The organism is Halomonas litopenaei (assembly GCF_017303055.1).
Classification (GTDB): domain Bacteria; phylum Pseudomonadota; class Gammaproteobacteria; order Pseudomonadales; family Halomonadaceae; genus Halomonas; species Halomonas litopenaei_A.
The window spans coordinates 284,118-300,780 of sequence record NZ_JAEKJT010000004.1 but is presented as its reverse complement, the minus strand read 5'-3'; the positions used below and the strand labels follow the sequence as shown (position 1 = coordinate 300,780).

Genomic DNA, 16,663 nt, shown 5'->3' with positions numbered 1-16,663 from the left:
CTCTCACCGCCACTCTCATCGCCACTCTCAATGTGGTTTCTCCGACGTTGGAGAGCTCGCAGCACGTCCCCTGGCAAAGCGTTTCGCCATGGGTTGTGCGCTGACGCCATGCAGCACCACCGAGATCATCACCGTCAACACCACGCAGGCCAGGATTTCGTTGCTGCCGGGAATCGGGTACTCGGTGTAGACGTGCAAGGCGAACAGAATGCTGGCGAGTCCCCTGGGGCCGAACCAGCCGAGGAACGTCTTTTCATAGGTTGACAGCCCCAGACCCGTCAACGACACCCAGATGGGCAGCATGCGGATGACCGTCAGGTACATCAGGGCCAGTGTCACGGTCTTCCACGAGGCGTGAGAGAGCGCCAGCGGTACCATCACCGCACCAAAGATCAGGAAGGTGGCGATGGTCAGCAGTTGCCCCTCACTTTCCATGAACTCTTCGATGAAGGTGGTCTCGTGGCGCAGCAGGTTGCCGAAGGTCAGTCCACCCAGGAACACGGCGATAAATCCGTTGCCTCCCACGGACTCAGCGGTCAGGTAGGTCAGGAACGCCACCGCCAGAAACAGAATGCCCTGGTAGACCACGGTGACGGTTCCTCGATCAATGGCCGCGTCGAGCAGTCGCGCGAACCCCCAGCCGAAGACAACGCCGACCAGGGGCCCCAGCGTCAGCTGCAGCAGGGCAAAGGTCAGCAGGTTGTCTGGCGCATGGGCGACGTCTGTCCCTGTGGCCGCTGCTGCCATCAGGGCAGATGCCAGAATGACCGGCACCGCCAGGCCATCGTTGAGCCCGCTTTCAACATTGATCGATTGCCGTATGCGCTCAGGCACGCTGGGGCTCGACACGACCGCCTGGCCCAGCGCGGCGTCAGTGGGAGTGAGGATGGCAGCGACCAGCATGGCGGTGGCCCAGGCGGCCTCGGGGGATACCCACTTTGCCATCAGGGTACCCAGCAGCACGGTCAGAGGCATGCCGATCAACAGCATGCGCAGGGGAATCGACAGATCCTTGCGCAGCGACTTCAGCTTGACCACCGATGCGTCGGCAAACAGCACAATGATCAGCGTGATCTCGGCGATCACCTGGGTCAGCTCCTGCTGGATGTGCACCGGGACCAGGTCGGGCGTCATCATTCCGAGCACCATGCCGGTGGTCATGAACACCATGGGCAGGCTGATCAGCGACGCGGAAATGCGCCGTGACAGCAGCGCGAATGTCACGAGGACCAGCAGTATCAGCAGCAGGGCGGCATGATGCATGTGCGGCGGTACTCCAAAGAAGTATCGAATGTGTAGGTTGTATCACAGCAGCAACCACGATGGGCGAGGCGCGTGCGAGCCCTGGGCGCAAAGCTCAACGTTGCACAGCAAGCGGGCTGGGAACGATCCCCATACGGCGTGGGTCAGCCGTCGATCACAGGAAGACTGACAGCGAGGATAATGCCCGGTAACCTCGGCACTCTATCTCTGTTGTCATGAGCACCCACGGAGCCCGCCATGGATTGCCTGTTCTGCAAGATCATCAATCGCGAGATTCCCGCTGATATCGTCTACGAGGATGACCAGGTTCTGGCCTTTAACGATATCGATCCGAAGGCGCCGACCCATATGCTGGTCATTCCCAAAAAGCATATCGCCACCTTGAACGACATCAGCGAGGATGACCTTGCGCTAGTGGGAAGATTGCCGTTCATCGCCTCGCGCCTGGCCAAGGAGCAGGGCTTCGCCGAAGACGGCTTCAGAGTGGTCATGAATTGCAATGAAGACGGCGGACAGACGGTCTATCATATTCATATGCACGTGATGGGCGGTCGACGCTTCACTTGGCCGGCTGGCTAGCTGGCGCTTGACGGAGACTCTTCCGGCATCTCAAGCGATCGACGCATCCGTGCATTCCATGGCGCCGTCCGGTGGGTATGACCCGGACGGCGCCGCTCGTTGCGCCGCTCGCCTTCGTGCGCGGGGCGCCGCCAATGTCTGGGCGGATAGCGCAGTGGTTTAAGTCGAGCTCAGGCTGGCGTAGAGCTCGGGCTGGCGTAGAGCTCGGGCTGGCGTAGAATAGTGCCTCAGCGACTCGACTTTCCTACCGCCGCCCAAGGATGCAGGTATGCCACGCTCTCTTTCCCCCGCTGATCGCGCCATTCATCAGTTCGATAATGTGCTGCGCACGTTGGTGCCGGGTGCGGCCCGAGCCTCACGTCCGACGCCTGCAGACAGCAGCGTTGATGACGGCGAGATGAGCCACGAAGATCGCCACCATGCGGCCGGTCTGATGCGGATCAATCACACCGGTGAAGTGTGTGCTCAGGCTCTCTATCAGGGCCAGGGTCTCACGGCCAAGCTGCCGGAGGTGCGTGGCCAGATGGAAGAGGCGGCCCAGGAAGAAATCGACCATCTTGCCTGGTGCGAGGATCGCCTGCGCGAGCTGAATGCCGATACCAGTCGGCTCAACCCGCTGTTCTACGCGGCATCTTTCGGCATGGGAGCATTGGCGGGTGCCATTGGTGATCGTGTCAGTCTCGGTTTCGTGGCCGCGACCGAGGAGCAGGTGGGCAAGCATCTGGACGAGCACCTGGAAACGTTGCCGGAGGGTGATCGTCGCTCCCGCGCTGTTCTGCGGCAGATGGCAATCGATGAAGCGCATCACGCCCAGCAGGCGCTTGAGGCAGGCGGTGCGCGCTTTCCTGGGCCGGTAAAGGCCGGTATGACCTTGATGTCCAAGGTCATGACCAAGAGCGTCTATCGCTTCTAACTCCCACCAGCACTCGCTGGGGCATTGTTTTCCGCAGCGTGTCGTGGGGTGCTATCAGGCTGTATCAGGCTGTATCAGGCTGTATCAGGCTGTATGGCCGTGGTCGGAATGCCCCGCTTGGGGCGGGGCATCGCCGTGTTCGGCGTGCACTCTGATGCTTTGGTGCTCTAGTACCCTTCTCTATCGCTTCTCACCAAGGCCCGTTGGGCGCTTTCGTGATAGAGAAAGTAGGCCGGATCACGACTCCACAATGCTGTACGAGTGGGTGACTTCGACGCCTCCCTTGGCCAGCATGATGGATGCGCTGCAGTACTTGTCGGCGGACAGTTCGACGGCGCGCTGCACCTGCTTTTCTTTCAGTCCCTTGCCTGTCACGGTGAAATGGACGTGAATCTTGGTGAACACCGAGGGCACGCTGTCGGCACGTTCTGCGTCGATCTCGGCCACGCAGTCTTCCACCGGTGCGCGAGATTTCTCGAGGATTTCCAGCACGTCGAATGAGGTGCAGGCTCCCATGCCCATCAACAGCATCTCCATCGGGCGCGGGCCGGTGTTGCGACCACCGTGATCGGGCGGTCCGTCGATGACCACGCTGTGGCCGCTACCGGATTCGGCCACGAACTGGCGACCGCTGGTCCATTTGACGCTGGCTTTCATGGGGCTTCCTTATGTTTTGCTGTCGGTGCGCACCGTCAAGGTGCGCAGGGAACATCATGTGTCGTCGGTTACGGCCGACCCTGTGGTTGACAACCCTATGAGTGACAACCCTCTGATTGACAACCTTAGGGTCGGCTGGAGCGGTGGCCGGAGCTCAAGCGCTGGTTGAGCGCCTCGAGGCGTTCCGGTGTGCCCACATCGACCCATTCGCCATGGTGATGGGTGCCGGCTACCCGGTCACTTGCCATGGCCTGACGAAGCAGTGGTGCCACAGGATAACAGGGCTCGGGTAGCTCGTTCACCAGTCGCGGATCGATGAGCGCGATGCCCGAATAGGTCAGGCGTGGCGCCCCCGTTGCCTGCACTCTGCCGGCGGCTGTCAGGTGAAAATCCCCCTGCGGGTGATGCGGCGGATTATCGACCATCACCAGATGGGCGAGATCACCCTCTGCCAAGGACAGGGTGGCGGGGTCGATATCGCAGAAGGCATCCGCACTGATCAGCAGAAAGGGCGCCTCACCCAGCAGCGGGCGCGCCTTGGCGATCCCTCCGGCGGTTTCCAATGGCTGTGACTCATGGCTGAAGGCAATCGATACGCCGTAATCGACACCATCGCCGAGCGCCTCCACGATCTGGTCAGCCCGGTAGCTGACATTGATCACCACATCGCGAATGCCCACGGCGGCAAGCCGCTTGAGGTGATGGCCGATCAATGGTTCGCCCGCCACGGGAAGCAGCGGTTTGGGGCAGTGGTCGGTCAGCGGACGCATGCGCTTGCCCAAGCCCGCGGCCAGGATCATGGCTTTCATGATGCGCTTCCTTGCAGCCGGTCTGACAGCTGCGAGCGCAGCCTTTGCTGGGTCCATGCCAGGAAGTCGGCCTGGCCTTCCAGGCCTTCGAGTTCCACCAAGCTGTCCTGCAGGTGATCAAGGAAGTGCGGCAGACGCTGTAGATAGCCGTCACGCCCGTCCCTCAGGGTAAGGCGACAGAAAATGCCCAGCACCTTGAGCGAGCGTTGGGCGGCCATGGCATTGGTCCAGCGCCAGAAGGTGTCGTGGTCGACCTTGTCAGTGAGGCGGCCATCGGCGATGGCCCTGTCGCAAAAGCCGTCGCACCACTGTCGGCGTTGTGCTGCATCGAAGCGTCGATAGCGGCCATGCAGCAGTGAGATCAAGTCATAGGTGATGGGGCCCGCGAGCGCATCCTGAAAGTCGATCAGCCACAGCGCATCCGCGTGGCGCATCAGATTCATGGCATCGAAGTCTCGGTGCACCGTGACCACGGGTTGCACCATCGCTTCGCGGATCAGGGCCTGGCGCAGCGCCTGCCAGCCAGGGATGTCGGTGTCCTGCTCAAGCCATCGACCGGTACACCATTCGGGAAACAGGTCCAGTTCTCGTGCCAGGGTTGCCTCGTCATAAGGCGGTAGCCCGTCAGGCGCCAGCTGTTGCAGTCGCTCGAGCAGGGTGATGGCAGCGTCGAAGTGGCTGCGCGTGGCGGCTGAATCGGCGTGTTCGAGAGCGAGCTGCAGCGGCTCGTCGCCGAGATCTTCCAGCTCGACGAATCCTTGCTGGGGGTCGACAGCATGGATGGCTGGGGCAGGCAGTCCCGCGGAGCGCCAGCGACGGGCGATATCGACAAAGGGGGCGACGTCTTCCTGAGGCGGGGGCGCGTCCATCAGTATGCGCGTCTGGCCATCGTTCAAGGTCAGACGATAGTAGCGGCGAAAGCTGGCGTCACCGGCTGCCAGGACCAGTTGGCCTGCGCCAGGGTCTTGCGGGTGCTGGGAGTGTGCCCAATGGCGCAGTTGCTCGAGTCGGCTGGGGCATTCGGCCTGGGACATTGCTGAGAGAACTCCTGATAGCGGAAGGGCGACGGTTGGCAAAGTCGGTTGACGCTCCGTTGGCCTCACCGCATGCTGTGCATGGATCATGGGCGGCTGTGGCGCAACTCCTGCTGGAGCAGATCGGCGTTACAGGCCGGCCGCGGCCTGTATAATACCGATTCACCCCGTCGAGGACAGCGTGCAACATGGCCAAGCGATACGCATGGACGGCCCTGGCGGGCCTCGCCACCACTAGTCTGGTGTCGTCGCCCCTGTGGGCGGCTCCCCCTGATTCCCTGCCGGCAGGCCAACTGGATTGGCAGCCCTGGGGCGATGATCGTCCCGCGGGGACCGTGTGTCGAGGCTACTATGTCGAGCCAGACTACCGACTGCCTGCGCCGGCCATTGATGGTCAGGTCAACAGCGAATCCAACACCGCCAATTACGGCACGGATGGCGATACCGTGCTGGATGGCGAGGTTATCCTGCGCAAGGGCGACACCCAGCTGGAGGCCACCCGCGTCCAGGTGCCACCGGAGCGCGACCTGGCCAATGCCAGTGGTCCCCTGACCCTGCGTGACAAGGGCCTGCTGGTACGTGGAGACAGCGCCCAGGTGTCGCTGGACAGCGATCAGGCGACCATCGACTCAGCCCATTACGTGGCCCACGAGGCGCGCCTGCGCGGCGATGCCATTCAGCTGGAGCGCGTCAGCGACAACGTGTTCCGCTTGCGAGAAGCCAGCTTTACCACCTGTGAACCCGGTGACAGCACCTGGCGGCTGGTCGGTAACGACATTCTGCTGGACCGCAATCAGGGCTTTGGTACGGCCAAGCATGCCCGCCTGGAAGTCGGCGATGTGCCGGTGTTCTACTGGCCATGGGTACGCTTCCCGATCGATGAACGCCGACAGAGCGGTTTTCTCTGGCCCACCATCGGGGTGTCCGACGGCGGCGTGGACTACGCCCAGCCCTACTATCTGAACTTGGCGCCCAACTATGACGCCACCATCACCCCTCGCTGGATTCAGGATAGCGGCTTGCTGCTGGGCGGTGAGTTCCGTTACCTGTTTCCCTCGGACCAGGGTACCGTCGAGGGCGCCTACATCGGCGACGACAAGTCCGCCGGGGATGACGATTCGACCACCGAGCTCGAGAACGGGGACGAGCGCTGGTACTTCGACTACAGCCATTACGGTCGGTTCAGTTCGCGGATTCCGTATCGCTTGCGCTATGGGGCCGCCAGTGATGGCCGCTATTTCGATGACTTTGGGCGCACCTTCGGCGAAGCCGATACCAGCAACATGCCTCGCCTGGCCCAGATCGACTATCTGGGTGACACCTGGTCGCTCCAGGCCAAGGCCCAGGGCTATCAGTTGCTTGATGATCCGGTCGACGAAGGTGACAAGCCGTTCTACCGTCTGCCTAGCCTCACGGCCAACGGTCGCTGGTCCCAGGACCTTGGCTTCTACCAGGAGTGGAATTCCAACGCGACCTACTTCTGGCGTGATATCGAAGGCGATGAGAACGGCTTCTACGACTACGAGGACACGGTTCGGCGCATTCCCCTGCGCGAGGACGTCAAGGGGGCACGCCTCGACCTGACGCCTGCGGTGGGCTATCGCTTTGACCCGAGCTGGGGCTTCTTCGAGCCGCGCGTGGCCTTGCAGCACACCAGCTATGACCTCGACTACGATGACCGCATCACCGATAACACCGAGAGTCCGTCGCTGACGGCGCCGGTCACCACCATCGACGCAGGCCTGATCTTCGAACGTGATTTCGCCTTCGGTGGTGATGACTGGCGCCAGACCCTGGAGCCACGCCTGAACTACGCTTACGTGCCGGAAAGGGACCAGAGTGACTTCCCCGACTTCGACACTGAAGAGCTGTCATTTTCATGGGGGCAGCTGTGGTCGCCTTACCGCTTCTCTGGGGGGGACCGGCTCGGTGACCTGAACCGACTGTCCTACGGCGTGGAAAGTCGCTTCCTGGAAGATCAGAGCGGCCGTGAGCGCCTCTCCATCGGTGTGGGCCAGGCAGCCTACTTCGAGGACCGCAACATCGATATGGCTGGCGACCCGGATACCTTGCCCAGAGACGAAGAGTCGTTCGACTATTACGATGCCACGCGGGACCGTTCCCCCTGGGTGACACGGATCAACTGGTCGATCAACGACAACTGGAGCACCCGCTGGCAGTGGCTGTACGACGATGAAAAGAGCCGTACCGAGAGCACTGGTCTCGGGGTGCACTATCGCGCCGATGCAGGCCACGTACTCAACCTTGGCTACCGCTGGCAGCTGGAAGGCTTCGACAACGCGGACGATGCCGACGACATCCGTAACTACAACAGGGAAGAATACGACCTGTCGTTTGCCTACAAGGCCACGGATCGTTTCGACATCATCGGGCGAGTCCTCTACGACAACACCAATGATCGCGCCCTCGACCAGATGGCGGGTGTGCAGTGGAACGACTGCTGCTATGGTGTGCAGGTCGTCTGGCGTGAGTGGATCGAAGACGAGGACACGGCCAACAATATCGAGGATGACACCACGGATCGCGGTCTGTTCCTGCGCTTCGTGCTCAAGGGCCTGGGTGGCTTCGGTGGCGAGGCCGACACCTACTTCCAGTCAGCGGTGCCCGGCTATCGTCCTGGCCTGAACTGAGTATCTCCTGCGAACTATCCTGCGGCAGGCGGGTTCTAACACGCCTGCCGCATCGAATTTCTGAGTGAACGAGGAAGCAAGATTATGCGTAGCCGACCCCTTGCCGCCGTGGCGCTGGCCGCCTGTCTGGCGCTGACCACCGTGGCTGCCAATGCCCAGGACGGTTACCGTCAGTCGCTGGATCGCATTGTTGCTGTGGTCAATGAAGACGCCATCATGGCATCGGACCTGGACGAACGTGTCGACCAGGCCATGGCACGCCTGCGCACCAGCGACATGGCGCTGCCCCCGGAGCAAGCGCTGCGTGAGCAGATTCTCGATCGCATGATTGTCGAGGAAATCGAGGTGCAGCTGGCCGAGCGCATGAACCTGAGTGTCGACGAGACCGAGCTCAATCGCCAGGTACGCTCCGTGGCCAACCAGAATGGCGCCACACTGGAGCAGTTTGCGGATCGTCTCGAGTCACAGGGCACCAGCCTTGCCCAGGTGCGTGATCAGATCCGCCGCGAGATGCTGATCATGAAGGTCCAGCAGGCTCAGGTATCCAGTCGCGTCAATATTTCCGAGGCTGAAGTCGAGCGCTTCCTGCAGCAGGAAGGCGTGGGTGCTACCCGCGACCAGGCACGTCAGGCGATTTTCCAGCGTAAGGTGGGTGATGAGCTGGAGAAGTGGATGCAGGAAATTCGCGGCGAAGCCTTCGTCGAGAAGCGCCTGAACCAGGGGTGAAGGCGCGTCAGCAAGCGGGTGTCACTGTCGTGAAGAGGCCAATGAGGTGGATGTGAAAGCGCAACAGGTGAGCGGCAAGTGAAAGCGCCTATCGTAGTCACCACCGGAGAGCCTGCGGGCATTGGCCCGGAGCTCGCGTTGATGCTGGCGGCGGCAGATGCCACTGACTGGGTCGCCATTGGCGACCCAGTGCTGTTGAGGGAGCGGGCCGAGGCGCTGGCGCTGGACATCGAGGTGGCCGTCACGGCGCCGGGTCAGCCGCATCCGGGCCCCAGGGTCGGGCGCCTGGCGGTGTGGCCGGTGGACATGAAAGCCCGCTGCATTCCCGGGGTGCTCGATCCCGCCAACGCTGACTATGTGCTGGCGACCCTGGACCTTGCGGTGACGCAGTGTCTGGCGGGCAACGCTGCCGCAATGGTCACCGCGCCCCTGCACAAGGGCGTGATCTGCGACGGCGGTCATGACGGTTTTACCGGCCACACCGAATACCTGCGCGATGCATGCGGGGTAGAGGAGGTGGTCATGATGCTGGCGACCGACCACGCCTTGCATGGACGTGTGGAAGCAGCCAGTGACACGCTCCCGACGCCCCTCAGGGTCGCCTTGGCCACGACTCACTTGCCGCTGCGAGAAGTGGCCGACGCCCTGTCCCAGGCAAGCCTCGAGCGGGTCTTGCGGATCCTGGCGCAGGACTTGACCCGTTACTTCGCGGTGAAGGCTCCGCGCATCGCCGTATGTGGCTTGAACCCCCATGCGGGAGAGGGGGGCCACCTTGGGCGTGAGGAGATAGAGGTGATCTCCCCGACGCTGGAGCGGCTGCGGGCCGAAGGGTTCTGCCTCGATGGTCCGCTGCCCGCGGATACGCTGTTTACGCCTCGACACCTCGCCGGCGTCGATGCCGTGCTGGCGATGTACCACGACCAGGGTCTACCTGTTCTGAAGTATTCAGGGTTCGGTCAGGCCGCCAACATCACGCTAGGGTTGCCGCTGGCGCGCACCTCGGTCGATCACGGCACGGCTCTTGACCTGGCAGGGACCGGGCAGGCCAGCCCGCAGAGCCTGGCAGTGGCGATTAGCCTGGCCGAACAGATGGGGGCCCTGGCCCAGGCGGGCTGAATCGGCCGTTTTCCCCTGCCCGACCTTGGCCAGCCTTTGCGCTCTGGCCATCAGCGCCCTATCATCGCTCGCTATATTGATTTGGCGCTCCCCTTGGTTTCATAAAGGATTCAAGCATGTCATCCCGCCCTACGGCGCACCGGGCTCGCAAGCGCTTCGGTCAAAACTTCTTGCGTGACCATGGCGTCATTTCCCGCATCGTTCGCTCCATCGGCGCGCGCCCTGGTGAGCGCGTGGTCGAGATCGGCCCCGGTCAGGGAGCGCTGACCGAGCCATTGCTGGAGGCGACCGAAGGGCACCTGGAGGTTATCGAGCTGGACCGCGACCTGATCCCGGGCCTGCGTGTGCAGTTCTTCAATCACCCGGCGTTCGTGATCCATGAGGGCGACGCCCTCAAGATGGATTTCCAGGCGCTGCGTGGCGACGGACAGCCGCTGCGTGTTGTCGGTAACCTGCCCTACAACATATCGACTCCGCTGATTTCACACCTGCTACGCGCTGGCTCTGCGGTTCAGGACATGCACTTCATGCTGCAGAAGGAAGTGGTGGATCGTCTGGCCGCTCCCGCCGGTGGCGGAGATCGTGGCCGACTGTCGGTGCTGGCGCAGTATTTCTGCGAGGTCGAGTCACTGTTTGTGGTTCCCCCTGAGGCGTTTGTTCCGCGGCCCAAGGTAGACTCTGCCATTGTGCGCATGACCCCGCGTCAGCAGAAGGTCGCGCCGGCCCAGGATGAGACGCTGCTGTTCGATATCGTGCGAGAGGCCTTTGGCCAGCGCCGCAAGACCCTGCGCAACAACCTCAAGGGGCGCATTGATGGCGATGCCCTGGCCGAACTTGGGATTGATCCTGGTCGCCGTCCGCAGACCCTGGAGGTGGCAGAGTTTGTCGCGATCGCCAATGCGGTGTACCAGCAGCAAGGTAATGCTTCAGCGGATCATGACACACAGGGGGATCAGGACACTGGGGAGGAGACACCCGCATGAACGAGCACCCCGACGTGCGCGTTGACGTGACACCGGCCTTTCGTGAGGACGAGTCTGCGCCGCTGGAAGATCGCTTTGTGTTCAGCTATACGGTCACGGTTCACAATCACTCAAGCGGTAATATCCAGCTCATGGCCCGGTTCTGGAAGATCACCCAGACGAGCGGGCAGGTGCAGGAAGTGCGTGGCAAGGGCGTGGTCGGCAAGCAGCCGATGATAGGTCCTGGCCAGACATTTCAGTACACCAGCAGGGCGATACTCGATGGGCCGGTAGGCTTTATGGAAGGCGCCTACACCTGCGTCGATACGGCCAGCCAGCGACCGTTCGAGGTGCCGATCTCGGTGTTCCGCCTGGCCACGCCCAACCAGATTCATTGAATGTCTGACGACAGCGGGAGACGCATGAGCCGATACGCCATTGGAGACCTGCAGGGCTGCCATCAGGAGTTTGTCGAGCTGCTGGAGGCGCTCAGCTTCGATCCGCGTCGTGATGAGCTGTGGCTTGCGGGGGACCTGGTCAATCGCGGGCCCGGATCCCTGGATTGCCTGCGGGACGTCATGGCCCTCGGTTCTGCTGCCAAGGTGGTGCTGGGCAACCATGACCTGCATCTGCTGGCGGTGGCACGAGGTGGGGCTTCGCTCAAGCGCAAGGACACCCTTGACGACATTCTGGCAGTGCCCGATCGCGATACGCTGCTCGACTGGCTCCAGGCCAGGCCGCTGCTGCTGCGTGACGGAGAGGCCGTGATGACCCATGCCGGGCTACCGCCCCAGTGGTCGGTGGAGCAGGCCGAGGGGCTCGCCGGAGAGGTGTCCTGGGTGCTGACGGGAGAGCAGTCCGGCGACTTCCTGTCGCGGATGTATGGCAACCGGCCGCGACGCTTCAAGCCCCATCAGGAGGGCGTAGATCGCTACCGGGCCATCGTGAACACCCTCACCAGGATGCGTTTCATCGACGCCGAGGGGCGTCTCGATTTTGACGCCAAGGAAGGCCTGGATAGTGCCCCTGAGGGATTTTCCCCCTGGTTTCAGTATCCCCGTGCCGACGATCCGTGGCTGCTGTTCGGCCATTGGGCGGCGCTCAATGGCACCGCGCCAGATCGCAGGGTGAGGGCAGAGGCCCTGGATACCGGCTGCGTCTGGGGCGGCAGCCTGACCGCGCTGGATATGGCAAGCGGAGAGCGAATCAGCGTTCCGAGCCGCCAGCAGATCACGCGATAACCGATACCAAGCCCGTTGTGCGGCATCCGCCACGCTCATGTGCGGCGTTGCCCATGGGCCTCTTGCTTTTGCCTTCTGGAGTTTTGCATGACAGCGGCGACCTTCGAGCACCTCGATATCGAACGCCTTCAACAATGGCTGGATCAGGGCGGTGAGCTTTGCCTTGTCGATATTCGCGATCCGGGCAGCTTTGCCCAAGGGCATATCCCCGGTAGCCGCCACCTGGACAATGACAGCGTGGGCCCGCTTGTCGCGGAAACCGCCAAGGATACTCCGCTGGTGGTGGTGTGCTATCACGGCCATTCCAGCCAGCAGGCGGCGAGTTGGCTGGCCGCTCAGGGATTTACCCAGGTCTATAGCCTCGACGGCGGTTTCACCCAGTGGCAGCACGTTCTGCCTGAACGCGTCAGCAAGGGCTGAACATGGCCCCTGAGATGCCGGGAAAGCACCATGGCAGCACGGACCCTTGTGCCGGTCTTGAACGTTACCGGGTGGGGGGTGCGGTGCGTGACGCGCTGCTGGGATGGCCAGTCAAGGACACGGACTGGGTGGTCGTTGGCGAGACCCCAGCGTCGATGCGGGAGCGTGGTTTCACGCCGGTAGGCCGGGATTTTCCGGTGTTCCTGCATCCCCGTACCCATGAGGAGTATGCCCTTGCCCGTACCGAGCGAAAGTCCGGGCACGGATATACCGGCTTTGAGGTGCATGCAAGTCCTGACGTCACCCTGGAGGAGGACCTTGGGCGGCGCGATCTGACGATCAATGCCATGGCCGAGTCGCTCGATGGGCACCTGGTGGACCCTTTCAACGGGCGTCGCGACCTGGAGCAGCGGCGCTTGCGTCATGTCAGCCAGGCCTTCGTCGAAGATCCGCTGAGGGTGTTGCGCACAGCGCGCTTTCTCGCTCGCTACGCCGGCCTCGGGTTTACCATTGCCGAGAGTACGCAAGCGCTGATGAAACAGCTGGCCGACAGCGGCGAGCTGGATCACCTGGTGGCTGAGCGCGTCTGGGTGGAAACCGAGAAGGCGCTGGGCGAGCCAGAGCCCCGGCGCTACTTCGAAGCGCTGGACTCATGCGGTGCACTGTCACGGCTGATGCCTGGCTTGGTACAGCCAGGAGCGGCCGAGTTCAAGCGCGCCTGCGAGAGAATGAGCGCATTGCCCTCGGCCCTTGCGGGCCAGCCCGTTTGGCGCTGGGGTCGCCTGGTGGAGGCCCTGCCGGTCGAGCAGCGTCGCCAGCTTGAACAGGCCTTGAAGGTGCCCAACCCGTATCGTGATCTGGGACACCAGCTGGCGCTGACCCGTGAGCTCAAGGCGCAGCTGGCCGACGGTGCAGGCTCAGAAGAGCCCAGCAGGATAGCCATGACCTGGTGTGACGGCATCGATGCCTGGCGGCGCAGCGAGAGAGTCGCGCCCCTGCTGTCGTTGCTGGCCATGGAGGTGCCCGAGCAGGCGGCCTGGTTGGCGCGTGGGGTCGATCAGGCGCGCTCGCTTGCCCCGCAAGAGCTGCTTGATCAGGGCTTCAAAGGGGCGGAGCTGGGGCAGGAGCTGAGGCGACGTCGCCTGGCGTGCTTTCACCAGGGCGGGCGCTGACCCTTCAACGGGAGGGCAGCGGTAGCGCTTCTCCGCGCCAGTGAAACTCGACGGGCCACAGCTGTTGGCTGCCATCGTCGAACGCTTGCCAGAGCTCCTGATACCGGCGCCCCACGACGGGATGGCGATGGTCGGGGAGCAGCTCGGCCATCGGCCACAGGACGAAGGCGTGGTGCAGGATCTCGCCGCGTGGCAGGCCGACGCCGTCGACCTCCCCGGTCAGCGAGTCGACGGTAAGAATATCGACATCAAGGGTGCGGGGGCTGAACTTTGGACTGTCCTTGCTGCGGCCGTTGGTGCTCTCCAATCGCTTGCACCAAGCTTGCAGCTCGCCGACGCTCCAGTCGCAGTGAAGGGCGACCACCAGGTTGAAGAAATTGCGGCCGTCCTCGAAGCCCACCGGTGTGCTCTCGAATACGCGGGAAACGGCCAACTGGCCAAAGGTGTCGGCCAAGGCATCCAGGCACACCGTGATGTGGTGCTCCCGTTCGATATTGCTGCCCAGGCTCAGGGTGACCAGTCGCATCAATGTCCTCCCGCTGGTGTACCACGCTCGATGCGCACGCCTACCGAGGCGGCATTGGCCACAGCGCCGGGCTTGCGCAAGGTCATTCTCAGCCAGCTGATCCCGTATTCCTGCATCAGCAGCGACGCCAGGCGCTCGGCAAAGGTTTCTACCAGCTGGAAGTCATGCTCCGAGGCGAAGACACCAATGCGACGACTGATGGCGTCGTAGTCGAGCGTCTTGCTCAGGTCGTCATCCGCGGCCGCTGCCCGGATATCCGTCGCCAGCGTGAGATCCACTATCAGACGCTGGGTAATGGAGCGCTCCCAGTCGTAGACGCCAATGACGGTGTCCAGCTCAAGGCCTTCGATCAGCACCTGATCCATCGATGATGTTTCCCGGTCGTGGTGTCCCGGTCGTGGCCGGGAACGCAGAATGAACAAGGCGGCCAATTGTACTTGACCAGGCGGTCGCGAAACAGGCCGCAGATGGCGACAGCGAGCCCGGGCTGGCAAACTGGTCCTTCAAAGGGGGCGGCCTGCGTGGTACTTCCCTGGAGGTTTGGCCGGACGCCAATCGTCTGGCACCACCAGGAGACTGTCGCGGTTCCCGGCGTCGCTGGTGCAGCGGCGCTGCCAGCATGATCGCGCGCATGGGGCTACCATGTGCGCACCGAGGCGTCCTCATGGCGCAGGAGTCGTTGTGGGTCCGACCATAGAAGTATTACTGCCGCTGACGGCGCTGGGCTATCTCAGTGGAACCTGGTTGGGGGCGATTACCGTATGCCGGGTGGCGGGGCTTGCTGACCCGCGCTTGAGCGGGTCATGTAATCCGGGGTTTTCCAATGTGCTGCGGCTGCATGGGCCCGTGCTGGCGCTGGCAACCCTGACCATCGATGCGCTCAAGGGCTGGCCCGTGCTGCTGTTGGGCATGCACCAGGGGCTGACGCCTTGGGGGCTCGGACTGGTGGGCCTGGGGGTGCTGCTGGGGCACTGCTATCCCGCCTGGTATCGCTTTCGCGGCGGCAAGGCTGTTGCCAGTGCCTTTGGCGTGATGCTGCTGCTGACCCCCGGTGTCGCGCTGTCATGTGCCGTGATTTGGGGGCTGCTGGCCTGGCGGGTACATACCGCGGCGGTCGCCTCACTGACCAGTGCCACCCTGGCACCGTTGCTGAGCCTGTGGCTGTCCCCCGACTTTGCCTGGGTGGTGCTGGTGTTTGCCGCGCTGGTGCTGGCCCGCCATGCGCTCAATATAGATCGACTGCGCCGTGGCAAGGAGCCACGGCTGTGATTCGGCTTTGACGCGGCTTTGACACATTAGGGCGCCGAGGCAGCTAGCGCGCTGGCTTGGGCATGACCCGGCCTGACCTGACCTGACCTGACCTGACCTGGACTGGCCAAGCCCGGCCTATCAGGCAGGGGCACTCAGCTGGTCCATCGGCCAGCGCGGCACGGCCTGCATCTGACCTACCACGTCCCGCTCGCCCGCCAGCAAGCGCTGCGCACCGGCATAGGCGATCATGGCGCCGTTATCGGTACAGAAACGGCCGCGGGGGTAGTACACCTTGGCTCCCTGCTTGGCGGTGGCGTCTTCAAGCCGAGCGCGCAGGCGGACATTGGCGCTGACGCCTCCAGCGACCACCAGACGCTTCAGTCCAGTCTGCTTGAGCGCACGGCGACATTTGATGGCCAGGGTGTCCGCCACGGCTTCCTCGAACGCACGCGCCACATCCGCACGGGCCTGTGCATCCAGCTGTCCCGCGCTTTCCAGCTGGCGGATGGTGGTGAGGGTGTGGGTCTTCAATCCCGAAAAGCTGAAGTCGAGTCCCGGCCTGTCGGTCATGGGACGCGGGAACTGGAAGCGCCCCGGATCACCGGTTTCCGCCAATGCGGCGACCCGGGGGCCGCCCGGATAGTCGAGGTCGAGCATCTTGGCTGCCTTGTCGAAGGCTTCACCCGCTGCATCATCCACGGACTCGCCCAGCAAGCGGTACTGGCCGATACCGGCGACCTCCACCAACTGCGTGTGGCCCCCGGACACCAGCAGCGCCACAAAGGGGAAGGCCGGAGGCTCATCCTCGAGCATGGGGGCCAACAGGTGGCCTTCCATGTGATGGACACCAAGAACCGGGATATCGAGCGCTCGGGCCATGCCGTGTGCGGTGCTGGCACCCACCATCAGGGCGCCTACCAGCCCCGGGCCTGCCGTGTAGGCGATAGCATCCAGCTGTTCGCGCCCGATAGCGGCTTGCTCCAGAACCTGGTCGATCAATGGCAGCAGGCGTCGAGTATGGTCGCGGGAAGCCAGCTCCGGCACCACGCCGCCATAGTCGGCGTGCATGGCAACCTGGCTGTGCAGGGCGTCGGCCACCAGACCGCACTCGGTGTCGTAGAGCGCGACGCCGGTCTCGTCGCAGGAGGTTTCGATGCCTAGTACTCGCATGGGTCGACTCGGGAAGCAAAAGCGGGAAGGGGCGTGATTCTACGCCGTTTTGAGAGTGGCTGCGACAGTGGGCGCGCGAGGGAAAGTGTGGCGGCGGCCAGCGTGATGCCGTCTCACGGGCGCACCTGTGTCCTGCAACTCGCTGTTTTCGCCTGATCCTACGGACAGAGTGG

The 16,663-nt window shown here is 63.2% G+C and carries 18 protein-coding genes; 11 read left to right on the top strand and 7 right to left on the bottom strand.

Annotation, left to right across the window (positions count from 1 at the left end; genetic code table 11):
* Nucleotides 1-27 precede the first annotated feature (27 nt).
* Nucleotides 28-1,263 carry a cation:proton antiporter gene (locus tag JF545_RS08705; RefSeq protein ID WP_206941353.1) on the bottom strand — a complete coding sequence of 412 codons (1,236 nt, stop codon included), beginning with the start codon at nt 1,261-1,263 and terminating at the stop codon, nt 28-30.
* Nucleotides 1,264-1,500: 237 nt separating this feature from the next.
* On the opposite strand from JF545_RS08705, the gene JF545_RS08700 reads away from it, so the two are divergent.
* Both JF545_RS08700 and coq7 read left to right on the top strand, forming a co-directional pair.
* Nucleotides 1,501-1,842, top strand: coding sequence for a histidine triad nucleotide-binding protein (locus JF545_RS08700; RefSeq protein ID WP_206941351.1), 342 nt, complete (start codon nt 1,501-1,503; stop codon nt 1,840-1,842).
* A gap of 268 nt (nt 1,843-2,110) precedes the next feature.
* Nucleotides 2,111-2,755 (top strand): 2-polyprenyl-3-methyl-6-methoxy-1,4-benzoquinone monooxygenase, encoded by a 645-nt coding sequence (gene coq7 / locus JF545_RS08695; RefSeq protein ID WP_206941349.1) that lies wholly within the window; start codon nt 2,111-2,113, stop codon nt 2,753-2,755.
* Nucleotides 2,756-2,992: 237 nt separating this feature from the next.
* On the opposite strand, the gene JF545_RS08690 is transcribed toward coq7, so the two are convergent.
* The 3 genes from JF545_RS08690 to JF545_RS08680 form a co-directional block, all read right to left on the bottom strand.
* A complete protein-coding gene (locus JF545_RS08690) occupies nt 2,993-3,412 on the bottom strand; it encodes an OsmC family protein (protein WP_206941347.1) in 420 nt (139 codons plus the stop codon).
* 125 nt (nt 3,413-3,537) lie between these two features.
* Nucleotides 3,538-4,221, bottom strand: a complete 684-nt coding sequence (gene murU, locus JF545_RS08685) for an N-acetylmuramate alpha-1-phosphate uridylyltransferase MurU (protein ID WP_206941345.1) — start codon at nt 4,219-4,221, stop codon at nt 3,538-3,540.
* Entirely contained in the window at nt 4,218-5,255 is a 1,038-nt protein-coding gene (locus tag JF545_RS08680; protein WP_206941343.1) for an aminoglycoside phosphotransferase family protein, read from the bottom strand. The genes murU and JF545_RS08680 overlap by 4 nt, the downstream gene beginning before the upstream one ends.
* Before the next feature lie 188 nt (nt 5,256-5,443).
* Here JF545_RS08680 and JF545_RS08675 point away from each other — a divergent pair, with 188 nt between their 5' ends.
* From JF545_RS08675 to JF545_RS08640, 8 genes are all read left to right on the top strand, one after another.
* On the top strand, nt 5,444-7,906 hold the full coding sequence (locus tag JF545_RS08675) for an LPS-assembly protein LptD (protein ID WP_206941341.1): 2,463 nt from the start codon (nt 5,444-5,446) through the stop codon (nt 7,904-7,906).
* Nucleotides 7,907-7,990: 84 nt separating this feature from the next.
* Nucleotides 7,991-8,632: a SurA N-terminal domain-containing protein gene (locus tag JF545_RS08670; protein ID WP_206941340.1), complete on the top strand. Its 642-nt coding sequence runs from the start codon at nt 7,991-7,993 to the stop codon at nt 8,630-8,632.
* 78 nt (nt 8,633-8,710) lie between these two features.
* On the top strand, nt 8,711-9,748 hold the full coding sequence (gene pdxA / locus JF545_RS08665) for a 4-hydroxythreonine-4-phosphate dehydrogenase PdxA (protein ID WP_206941338.1): 1,038 nt from the start codon (nt 8,711-8,713) through the stop codon (nt 9,746-9,748).
* Nucleotides 9,749-9,864: 116 nt separating this feature from the next.
* Nucleotides 9,865-10,731, top strand: a complete 867-nt coding sequence (gene rsmA, locus JF545_RS08660) for a 16S rRNA (adenine(1518)-N(6)/adenine(1519)-N(6))-dimethyltransferase RsmA (protein WP_206941336.1) — start codon at nt 9,865-9,867, stop codon at nt 10,729-10,731.
* Complete coding sequence (apaG, locus tag JF545_RS08655; protein WP_206941334.1) at nt 10,728-11,108, top strand: Co2+/Mg2+ efflux protein ApaG; 381 nt, start codon at nt 10,728-10,730, stop codon at nt 11,106-11,108. The genes rsmA and apaG overlap by 4 nt, the downstream gene beginning before the upstream one ends.
* A gap of 24 nt (nt 11,109-11,132) precedes the next feature.
* A complete protein-coding gene (locus JF545_RS08650) occupies nt 11,133-11,951 on the top strand; it encodes a symmetrical bis(5'-nucleosyl)-tetraphosphatase (protein ID WP_206941332.1) in 819 nt (272 codons plus the stop codon).
* An 87-nt stretch (nt 11,952-12,038) separates the two neighbouring features.
* A complete protein-coding gene (gene glpE / locus JF545_RS08645; protein WP_206941330.1) occupies nt 12,039-12,371 on the top strand; it encodes a thiosulfate sulfurtransferase GlpE in 333 nt (110 codons plus the stop codon).
* A 2-nt stretch (nt 12,372-12,373) separates the two neighbouring features.
* Nucleotides 12,374-13,543 (top strand): polynucleotide adenylyltransferase, encoded by a 1,170-nt coding sequence (locus JF545_RS08640; RefSeq protein WP_242520754.1) that lies wholly within the window; start codon nt 12,374-12,376, stop codon nt 13,541-13,543.
* Between the two features lie 4 nt (nt 13,544-13,547).
* Here the strand turns inward: JF545_RS08640 and folK are convergent, their stop codons facing one another.
* Together folK and folB are read right to left on the bottom strand one after the other, a co-directional pair.
* Nucleotides 13,548-14,069, bottom strand: coding sequence for a 2-amino-4-hydroxy-6-hydroxymethyldihydropteridine diphosphokinase (gene folK, locus JF545_RS08635; RefSeq protein ID WP_206941328.1), 522 nt, complete (start codon nt 14,067-14,069; stop codon nt 13,548-13,550).
* The gene (folB, locus tag JF545_RS08630) at nt 14,069-14,434 is read right to left on the bottom strand and encodes a dihydroneopterin aldolase (RefSeq protein WP_206941327.1); all 366 of its coding nucleotides are present in this window, start codon (nt 14,432-14,434) and stop codon (nt 14,069-14,071) included. The genes folK and folB overlap by 1 nt, the downstream gene beginning before the upstream one ends.
* Nucleotides 14,435-14,750: 316 nt before the next feature.
* Between folB and plsY the strand changes: the two genes are divergently transcribed.
* Nucleotides 14,751-15,338 carry a glycerol-3-phosphate 1-O-acyltransferase PlsY gene (gene plsY, locus JF545_RS08625; protein ID WP_224908452.1) on the top strand — a complete coding sequence of 196 codons (588 nt, stop codon included), beginning with the start codon at nt 14,751-14,753 and terminating at the stop codon, nt 15,336-15,338.
* 120 nt (nt 15,339-15,458) lie between these two features.
* On the opposite strand, the gene tsaD is transcribed toward plsY, so the two are convergent.
* Nucleotides 15,459-16,490: a tRNA (adenosine(37)-N6)-threonylcarbamoyltransferase complex transferase subunit TsaD gene (tsaD, locus tag JF545_RS08620; protein ID WP_206941325.1), complete on the bottom strand. Its 1,032-nt coding sequence runs from the start codon at nt 16,488-16,490 to the stop codon at nt 15,459-15,461.
* Between the last annotated feature and the right edge of the window lie 173 nt (nt 16,491-16,663).